This window comes from Mycobacterium sp., assembly GCF_052145595.1.
Taxonomy (GTDB): Bacteria; Actinomycetota; Actinomycetes; order Mycobacteriales; family Mycobacteriaceae; genus Mycobacterium.
This window is the reverse complement of the sequence record NZ_JBKQOI010000055.1, coordinates 35,599-41,853: the sequence shown is the minus strand read 5'-3', so window position 1 is coordinate 41,853 and position 6,255 is coordinate 35,599. Positions and strand designations below refer to the sequence as shown.

8 protein-coding genes and 1 pseudogene are annotated in these 6,255 nt (G+C 65.0%); 7 read left to right on the top strand and 2 right to left on the bottom strand.

What is annotated here, in order from left to right; all coding sequences use genetic code 11:
• The first annotated feature begins 554 nt into the window (after positions 1 to 554).
• Positions 555 to 1,184 carry a TenA family protein gene (locus tag ACLP4W_RS03645; RefSeq protein WP_442381201.1) on the top strand — a complete coding sequence of 210 codons (630 nt, stop codon included), beginning with the start codon at positions 555 to 557 and terminating at the stop codon, positions 1,182 to 1,184.
• The gene (locus ACLP4W_RS03640) at positions 1,169 to 1,795 is read left to right on the top strand and encodes a TenA family transcriptional regulator (protein WP_442384206.1); all 627 of its coding nucleotides are present in this window, start codon (positions 1,169 to 1,171) and stop codon (positions 1,793 to 1,795) included. The genes ACLP4W_RS03645 and ACLP4W_RS03640 overlap by 16 nt, the downstream gene beginning before the upstream one ends.
• 115 nt (positions 1,796 to 1,910) lie before the next feature.
• Here ACLP4W_RS03640 and ACLP4W_RS03635 read toward each other — a convergent pair whose 3' ends face one another.
• A complete protein-coding gene (locus tag ACLP4W_RS03635; RefSeq protein WP_442384204.1) occupies positions 1,911 to 2,159 on the bottom strand; it encodes a DUF1918 domain-containing protein in 249 nt (82 codons plus the stop codon).
• A 70-nt stretch (positions 2,160 to 2,229) separates the two neighbouring features.
• Between ACLP4W_RS03635 and ACLP4W_RS03630 the strand changes: the two are divergent.
• Positions 2,230 to 2,346: pseudogene (locus ACLP4W_RS03630) on the top strand (hypothetical protein); the annotation flags it as partial.
• A 36-nt stretch (positions 2,347 to 2,382) separates the two neighbouring features.
• Here the strand turns inward: ACLP4W_RS03630 and ACLP4W_RS03625 are convergent.
• A complete protein-coding gene (locus tag ACLP4W_RS03625; RefSeq protein WP_442384203.1) occupies positions 2,383 to 3,408 on the bottom strand; it encodes a hypothetical protein in 1,026 nt (341 codons plus the stop codon).
• A 4-nt stretch (positions 3,409 to 3,412) separates the two neighbouring features.
• Here ACLP4W_RS03625 and ACLP4W_RS03620 point away from each other — a divergent pair, with 4 nt between their 5' ends.
• The 4 genes from ACLP4W_RS03620 to ACLP4W_RS03605 all read left to right on the top strand — a co-directional run bounded on the left by ACLP4W_RS03620 (position 3,413) and on the right by ACLP4W_RS03605 (position 6,192).
• Complete coding sequence (locus ACLP4W_RS03620; RefSeq protein ID WP_442384201.1) at positions 3,413 to 3,835, top strand: hypothetical protein; 423 nt, start codon at positions 3,413 to 3,415, stop codon at positions 3,833 to 3,835.
• 506 nt (positions 3,836 to 4,341) lie between these two features.
• Positions 4,342 to 4,686, top strand: a complete 345-nt coding sequence (locus tag ACLP4W_RS03615) for a hypothetical protein (RefSeq protein WP_442384198.1) — start codon at positions 4,342 to 4,344, stop codon at positions 4,684 to 4,686.
• Complete coding sequence (locus ACLP4W_RS03610; RefSeq protein WP_442384197.1) at positions 4,686 to 5,165, top strand: hypothetical protein; 480 nt, start codon at positions 4,686 to 4,688, stop codon at positions 5,163 to 5,165. The genes ACLP4W_RS03615 and ACLP4W_RS03610 overlap by 1 nt, the downstream gene beginning before the upstream one ends.
• Before the next feature lie 283 nt (positions 5,166 to 5,448).
• Positions 5,449 to 6,192: a potassium channel family protein gene (locus ACLP4W_RS03605; protein WP_442384195.1), complete on the top strand. Its 744-nt coding sequence runs from the start codon at positions 5,449 to 5,451 to the stop codon at positions 6,190 to 6,192.
• The last annotated feature ends 63 nt before the right edge of the window (positions 6,193 to 6,255 follow it).

Below are 6,255 nucleotides of genomic sequence, written 5' to 3'. Positions count from 1 at the left end.
GGTTGAAAGTATCAGGAAGTAGCGGATTTCGCGTCACCGGCGTCGACGCCAGCATTGTTGCCGGTAGTGAGCGCGCCCGAAGCGCGCCCGAAGCGCGCCCGAAGGGATTCGAACCCCCAACCTTCTGTTAGCGAAGCTATTTCCCGTTGTTCAGCATCGGAACATGAATTTGAGTTGTTGAGCTGGGCATATGGACCAACGTAGCTTCACCGAGATTCACCAAGATTCCGGCTGATGTCGTTCAAAGCGTGTCGTAAACGTGTCACGGGTCAGATCTCCGACGCGGGGCTAGACCCCCGCCCCGATCGCCATCGCAGTGGCTAGCCGAAGCCCGGTGACCTCGCTGTCGGGGACGGCTACGCCGCGATGATCGTCGGAAACGGGATGATGATCGAGGCCAGGTGTCAATACCAGCGCACAACCACTGCCGTCATGTCATCGCCCCGGCCCACGGATTGACGATCCGGACTCAATCGATGGGTCGAAGCGGGGGCTGCGATTCGGGTCGTCGACGCCCTCGGTGGCCAGGCCATGCCGAGCCTTAGGCTTGGTTCGTGGTCTCGCTTGCCGACTCGTTATGGCACCGGAACCGGGTCTTGGCGGAGGCGGCGCTGGAGCACCCGTTCGTCCAGGGCATCGCGTCGGGAGAGTTGGCCCCAGCTACGTTCGCCTACTACGTGGGACAGGACGCCGCCTTCCTCGACGCATTCTGCCGCGCCTACGCCTTGGCTCTGGCCAAGAGCCCGGACCAAGACGGGCTGATCGCGTTTAGGGAGCTACTCGACGCCACCGCCGACGAGCTTCGCCTTCACCAGGGCTACGCGGCCCGCTGGAACGTCGACCTTCACCAAGCGGCAGACCCCGCCACCGCGGCGTATACCAACTTCTTGTTGGCGGTCGCTGCGCTGGAGCCGGTGGGCCACATCGCGGCGGCGATGACGCCGTGCCTGCGGCTGTACGCCTACCTCGGCCAGCAGCTGGCCGCCCAGACAACACCCGACAGTCCCTATCGCGAGTGGGTGATGACCTACTCCAGCCCGCAGTTCCAGGCCCTGGCCCGACGTGTAGAGGGCCTGCTCGACCGCTACGGCGGTGATCACGACCGCCTGGCCGACCTGTATCACCAGGCGATGGAACTCGAACTGCGGTTCTTCGACGCTGCCGACCGATGCGAGAGACCATGACTGCCGATGCGTTGATGAGCCGTCACACCGCCGCGTGGCAGGCGGCCACTGTTCACCCCTTCCTCGCGGGCGTGCGGGACGGATCGCTGCCCGAGCACTCCTTCGACCGGTGGCTGGCCCAGGACCACCTCTTCGGGCAGGCCCTGGTGCGCGCCCAGTCCCGCATCGCGGCCACGGCCCCCCTCGCCGACGTCGCCCTCCTCGCGGGCGGCGTGGTCGCCACCGTGGGGGAACTCGGCTGGTTTGAGGAGATGGCGGCGCGACGCGGCCTGGCCCTCGACGCCGCCAAGCATCCGACGACTCGGGCCTACTGCGACTTCCTGCTGGCCGTGACCTACTCCGGCTACCCGGCCCAGATCACCGCCATCTGGGCGCTCGAACGCAGCTACCTGGAAAGCTGGGACAGCGCCCGCCCCGGTGCTCACCCCTACCGGGAGTTCGTGAACAGGTGGACCACCGACGGCTTCCGGTCCTACGTCGGCGACCTCCAGAGTTCCGTCGATCGCCAGCTCGAGGCCTCCATCGGCGAACAGGCCCGAGAAGCTGAAGACGCCTTCTTCTGGGTGACCCACTACGAGCGAGGCTTCTGGGACATGGCGATGTCAGGTTAGACCGACCGGCATCCAACCCAGTCCTGTCCGCCCGCATGCGCGCGAGAGCCCATCACGTGATGGCCCAACCAGGCCACCAGCAAGCCTGCGGGGCGATAACGGCGAGCCGCAGCACCTACTCGTTGGTGCCGCGGTGTGCGCCCCGTTCCTGTGCCCGCTCGTCCGCTGCTTCCTGCTCCTCTGGTGTCACCACCATGGCATCAGGGCCCGGAACCACCGTCGCCACATGGCCGGTGGCCAGCCACCGCACCACGTAGGGAGGCGAGCCGTCCGCCGAGTGCACCTCCGTAATAAGCCCCCGCCGGTCCGAGCGCTCGGTTGTCGTGCCCTTGATCACCAACCAGTCGCCTACGTTGGCTTTCATCGCCGACTTCCTTCCTGCACTGCTGTTCCGATTCTGCGCGCCTCCCAGGGTCAGCGGTAGGCCCGGGCCGTACTTCGCCGAGGCGATCGGCCTCGCCCGGGACTTGGACGATCGGTGGCGGCTCAGCCGGATCCTTGCCTGGCAGGCCAATACGGCGGTCATAGCGGGTGATCCGATCGCGGCCCGCGGCCCGCGGCCGATCCTCCGCAGGAAGCGCCTGATCTCAGAACCTGGTCCGCAGGCCCTCGGCCACTTCCTCGGGGCTCATGTCGATCAGCGCCTCCGCCCAGAGCCGCTCGAAGTACGTGGCATCGCTGCGGTAGAACGGCTCCGGGTTGGAGCGGCTGACCAGCTTGAGCACGACCTGGTACCCGTTCTCGCGTGAAAGCGGGCCGCCGCCGATCAGGCCGAAGTTGAACGAGGTCAGGTTCCAGTCCTTGTACGCGGCCAGGCACCGGGACAGCCCCTGCCCCAGCGCCCGGCTGTCATCCTCGGTCAGGTCGGTGATGTCGGCGGCCCCGATGACCACGGCCCACACCTCATGGAACCCGGCCGGCGCGAACGGCGTGAGCCAGGCGACCCGGCCGGTCTGCCCGACCCACCTGGGGCCGCCGGCCTCCTGGTCGATCAGGGCCGCCCAGTAATTCCCGTTCCGCTCCTGCCAGGCCGCTGACCGCTCGGCGAGCTGGCGCTGGCCGGTAAGGCCGTGGGCGTCGTGCGCCGACTGCAGGTGCGGATGCACCAGCGAGGCGCCCGAGGGTGGCAGGTAGTTGGCGTTGACCGAGCTCCACGCGGCCGTCGGGTCCAAGCGCCGCACCGCGTGAGCGTGCCGGACCATGGCGGCCAGGGCGTCCCCGACCAGGGCGGGCGTGAGCTCGTCGAGGTCGAGGAAGTGCGACCCGGGGTCGTAGATGCCGACCGCGCTGTGGGTCGCGTAGGCCATGATGTTCGGCACGACCACCGCCCGGCCGCAGCGGATCCGGCCCTCGGCGGTGAGCTCGGGCGGGAACGAGAACGTGGCCGTCTCGAGGCGGTCGCTGTCGAAGGGGCAGAACGCGGGCGGGGCCGTGAGCTCGGTCAGGTCCGGCCGGTCCGGGGGCTGCAGCTTCACCCCGGTGAGGATCCGGGCGCTCGCCCCGGTCAGCGGGTCCTGCCGCCAGCGCAGCCGCACCCGGGTCCAGGCGCCCCCCGCGGCCAGGTCGGGCACTCGTGCTTCCAGGTCCCGTTCGTCGAACTCGATCACAGCCACGGTGATGACCGTAACGGCCCCCGGGAGCGGGCGGCACGGCGACCACGGAACCGGCCGCACTTCGCCCGTCGCATCCAGCGACGTCGCCGAAGTCGTCACCGCGGTACTGTGCGCACCCCAAGACCACCTCGGCGCGGTCTATGAATTGACCGGCCCGGCAACGCTGGACATCGACGAGCTCGCCGAACAATACGCACAAGCCCTGGGCAGACCCATCACCGGCGTTAGGCCGCCCCATGAGGAGTGGCTGGAGGTTCTAGGCGAGGTGGGGCTGCCCGCGCATGTGCAACAACACATCGCGACCATGGCCAGGCTGCACCGCGAGGACCGGTACGACCGCTCAACCCACGACGTTGAAGACATCACCGGCCACCCCGCACAAACCGTGCGGCAATACGTCGAACAACACCGCGACATGTTCAGCTGACAACCGTTTGTGCGCAAGTGGGGACTCGTGTGCGGGCGGAGGGACTCGAACCCTCGGCGTGCCCCCAGTCGGGGCGTCGAATTGGGCTGTGACCTGCCAATTAGCATTGCGTGGGATTCGCTGAGATTGCCCTGGTTTGTGCCCAAGTGTGCCCAAAATGTGCCCACGGGCACATCACGCCCAGCCTGTCAGCAAATAGCGCTGCCCGCGCTACCGAGCCAGCTAGGGCCACTCTCATTTGCCCCCCAGGATTGACGCCAGCCTGCCGGGTAGGTTCTCCTACCAGAGCCGCATTCTGGCGCTCTTGCGGGCACTCGTTTCCGGGCGACCACCCGCGACGCTGCGGTAACCCTGGTAACCGCAGGCATAGTCGCTATAGCTCATCATCCTCGCGTTGCCGTCCACCACAGCCTCTCCCTGACACGTCCACCACAGCCTCCCCTGACAACGGTGAGCCTCCGAAACGGCTGCGGCAACCATCGGCCGAACTATGTAAGATTCTTGGTATGGAAGACGTGCGTCCTACCCGCGCAGTGGTGCGGATACTGAAGGCATTCGTCGATGACCCGGACCGGGATATTTACGGTTACCAGCTGATCACGGAAACCGGCTTCAGCTCGGCGAAGACCTATCAAGTCCTCGCGCGGCTGACTGGCGCCGGCTGGTTGGACCGTCTCGACGATCCCGATGCCTCACCGCAAAGCGGCGGCCCGCCGCGGATCACGTACCGCCTGCGCGGGGACGCGGTGCCCAGGGCCCGGCGCCTCGTTGCCGAGGCGCAGGAGGAATTGGCGCCAGTACCTGCACGCCGTTGGGTGCGCGGGACCGCCCACGCGCTGGGGTGGATCTGATGCTGCTAGTGGGTGTCAGCGTGGTGGCGGCGTTGGTGATCGCCGCCCTCGTCGCTCTGCCGGGCAAGATGATTGGCGACGAATTGCGGGCACGCGTCGACGATCTGCCTGTCCTGTTCGTTCGGCTCGCGCTCCGATTGCTTCCCGAGGACATGCGCGCCTACTACAAGCCCGACTGGGAAGGCAACCTGCTGGCCGCGTTCAACGACGAGACCGCGAAATATCCCGTCACCCGGTTCGTTCGATCATTCAAGTTCGGATTCTCTCTGCTCCTTGGCTCACGCCAGATCCGCAAGGAGACGAAGGTACGTGAGAGGCCGCCGACACAAGAAATCCATATCCATATTCCCGTCGAAATCTTCAACCACACCACCACCGTCATCAACCAGACAAGTTCGGTGGTGATTGGACCCCAACCGGCGGAGTTGAAGATTCAGGGCCACGCCCCCGAGGTGAAAATCGAGGCCGCACCCGGATGACGTGATTGAGGTCATCGAATCTGCGTCTCCAGAGAGTTCTGACTGGCCTGCTCGTATTGTCGCGACGTCCAAAGGCCCGGGAATACCCCGCAGACGTCCACCAGCACGTCGCGCTGCGGTTCCAACCTATACATTCCGGTTGTACATTTAGCGCCAGTCAACGGAGGCCGCACCCTTCCGAGTAGGACTGATGAATGATTCTTATAGAAGTGGCTCTCCTAGTGAGGAGGGCTTGTTAATGCGCCCTCGGCTTCGTGCAGTTCTCCCGGCAGCCCGATCGCCTGTGACAATCGCGCTGTTCTACTTGGGGGTTCTCATCATCTACGCCATCGTCTACGACGGCTATCTCGGAGACTTCTACCAGACGACATCAGCATATGAGCCTGGGTTCAACCAGACACAGTTAGCTGTGGTTTCCGGTTTGACGAAAGCACTCAACCTCGCCGCTAGAGACACCCCGCCTGGCAAGGCGGTCGGCGCGGAACACTATGAATTACAACCCGATTCGTTGAGAGTATCCGAATTGTCGGTCGGCGCTTGCGGGACCTTGACTTTTCAAGTCAGGTACACGTGCACCACAACACATTCAATGAGTGTGGCGGGCTTAGAGGTCACATTGGAAGCACACCCGCGCGGAATTGAGTATCGGCCAACGGGACGCATGGTGTTCTTCCCACTGACTCAGACGGCTAATGACCCACTCTGCGGCTTTGACATCGGGACCTTGGCTGGCGATGATCACCAGCAATCCACTTCCGCCCGAGTTGTAGTAGATCCGGTGATAGCGGATGACATCGATTCGCTATTGCGCGCAAAAACCGGATCAGCCGACTTGCCGCCGGGCCGGCACGTTCGCGCCTTCTATCTAAGTGCGGTGACCATCACAACATTAGGGTTCGGTGACGTTGTGCCGGTGACAACGAGAGCCCGCGCTCTCATAGCCAGCGAAGCGCTTTTCGGTGTGGTACTAGCAGGTTTGTTCGTGAATGCCGTGTGGGGTCCACGCCACCGCGCTGAGTCATCGTGACGAGTCTGCGGGCTCGAATGGGGCCAGTAGGAACTCGTCGAGGAATCGCGTGAACGTGTCATC

What these genes read in the sequence shown, in the direction of transcription:
- ACLP4W_RS03640 (WP_442384206.1), top strand. Translation starts at nt 1,169, where the DNA reads ATGCGAGAGACCATGACTGCCGATGCGTTGATGAGCCGTCACACCGCC.
- ACLP4W_RS03635 (WP_442384204.1), bottom strand. Translation starts at nt 2,159, where the DNA reads ATGAAAGCCAACGTAGGCGACTGGTTGGTGATCAAGGGCACGACAACC.
- ACLP4W_RS03620 (WP_442384201.1), top strand. Translation starts at nt 3,413, where the DNA reads ATGACCGTAACGGCCCCCGGGAGCGGGCGGCACGGCGACCACGGAACC.
- ACLP4W_RS03615 (WP_442384198.1), top strand. Translation starts at nt 4,342, where the DNA reads ATGGAAGACGTGCGTCCTACCCGCGCAGTGGTGCGGATACTGAAGGCA.
- ACLP4W_RS03610 (WP_442384197.1), top strand. Translation starts at nt 4,686, where the DNA reads ATGCTGCTAGTGGGTGTCAGCGTGGTGGCGGCGTTGGTGATCGCCGCC.